The organism is Micromonospora sonneratiae (assembly GCF_042679305.1).
Taxonomy (GTDB): Bacteria; Actinomycetota; Actinomycetes; order Mycobacteriales; family Micromonosporaceae; genus Micromonospora_H; species Micromonospora_H sonneratiae.
In genome coordinates this window covers 1-1912 of record NZ_JBHTMP010000149.1, presented here as the reverse complement: position 1 = coordinate 1912, position 1912 = coordinate 1, and the positions used below count along the sequence as shown (strand labels likewise).

The following is a 1912-nucleotide window of genomic DNA, read 5'->3' as shown; positions in this document are numbered from 1 at the left end:
CCCGGGAAGCCGGGCGGCGAGGAAGGCGGCCGGGTCGCCGGTGAGCCCGGCGATGTCGTCGGCAAGCACGGCGGCGGGCTGACTGCTCCCGGCGCGCCGGACGATGCCGAGGGCGGCCAACTCGTCCAGCAGCCGGGCCAGCCGACCGCCAGCCTTGGCGGTACGGTCCAGCTCCCGCAGCAGGGCGTCGAGCAGTGGCGGCGTACGCGGATCGGTCAGGTCGACCACGGCGGCGGAGTCGCCCCGGACGGCGACGTCGTGCAGCAGCACCGAGACGGAGGTGCCGGTGGCGGTGACGGTGGTCCGCACCGTCATGGCCCGTACCCGGGCGTCGAGGGGACGGCCGTCGCCGGGGCCGCCGAGCAGCCAGCCGTCCGGGCGGCTCACCTGTAGCCGTACCTGCAGCGTGCCGGGTTCCGCCTCGGTGTCGGGGGCCAGGGCGACCCGGCCGAGGTCGAGGCGGATGTCGGCGTCCACCCGGGGATCGCCGGGCTGCGCCGGTCCGAGATCCAGCCCGACCCGCAGTGCACCGGCGGCGGCCGTGGGCAGGTCGAGCGCGTCCACGGCGGCGGACGTACGCCAGGTGAGCGCGTTGGCCAGCAGCTCACGCAGGTCGGTGCGCAGCCGGCCGTGGATGGCCAGCGCCGGTACGGCCAGCGGGGTGGTGGGCGGTGTCCACCGGGCGAACGCGGCCGACGGCAGGGGCAGGGCGGTGGCTGCCTGCCGGTCCGTGACCGTATGTCCGTCGAGCAGCCGGGCCAGCAGCCCGAGCGCGGCGTCGGTGGCCGGGCCGTCCGCTGTGCCCTCGGGGGTGATGAGCCGGGCGAGCCGTACTCCCTCGGCGACGACCGGGGCGTCGACGGGTAGGACGGAGTTGTCCGCCGGGGTGCCGATCGTGACCAGGCCGAGGACCTGGGTGGGTACGGCGGCGGCGAGTTGCCGGGCGACCTGGCCGAGGTACGAGTGTCCGACCAGGATGGTCCGGGTCCCGGGGCGTACGGCCCGCACCGCGTCGTGGATCCGGCGCAGCGCGGCCAGTGCCGTGGCGGCGGGCAGCGTTCCGTCGTCGCCGAGGTCGACCACGTACCAGCGGGCGGCGGAGAGCGCACCGAGGTCGACCCGGTCCGGTGAGGTGCCGGGGACCCGCAGGTCCACCCGGTAAACGTCCCCGGCGGGTACCCCGCCCAGCAGCGGCTCCCACGGCCGCGACCCGGCCAACGGCGGGGCCAGCAGCAGCACCGCCCAGTCGTCGCCGGCGGGTACGGCGTACTCGCCGATGGCCCGGTGCAGTTGGGTGACGGTCGCCGGGTCGGCCGGCAGTTCGTGGTGGGCGGCGTCGACGAGGTCGCCGAGGCGTACCCCGGCTGCTGCGGAGGAGTCGACGGACACCAGTCCGTCGCCCTCGGCCAACAGGTCCGCGAGGGCGTCCACGGCGAGCGCGGCCGGCGCGGGCTCGACGATGGACAGCAGCTCGGCCAGGTCGGGCCGGTACGCTCCGGCGAACCGGCCGGCTGCCAGGACGTCGGCACCGGTCAGTGGTGACCGGGACGGGTCCGGACCCGCCCCTTCGTCGGCACCGACCTGCGCGGGCTCCGGTTCTTCCCCGGGCCCGCCGTCGGTGACGGTGAGGTAGCGGTCCAGCAGCGGGTCCAGCGCCCACGTACCGGGTGGTCCGGCTGGTTCCAGCCAGGTCAGCAGCTCGACGGTGTCTTCCCCGGACCGGTGGATCGGGACTCGCCACGGCACGTCCGGTGTGCCGGAGCCGTCGACCGGCAGGTCGGGCCCGGGGACCGGTTGCCCGGGCAGGGCCGGCAGCCGGTCGGTGAGCAGGGCCTGGGTCAGTTCCAGCAGGTGGCGCAGGTGCGGTCCGGCCGGGGCGGTGCCGTCGGCGGTGTCCCGGGCCAGCGCCGCC

At 76.5% G+C, this 1912-nt stretch carries 1 protein-coding gene; it reads right to left on the bottom strand.

From position 1 onward, the window contains the following. The coding region (locus ACFQ4H_RS34710) for an alpha/beta hydrolase family protein (RefSeq protein WP_377579504.1) at nucleotides 1–1912 on the bottom strand (1912 nt) is incomplete at both ends.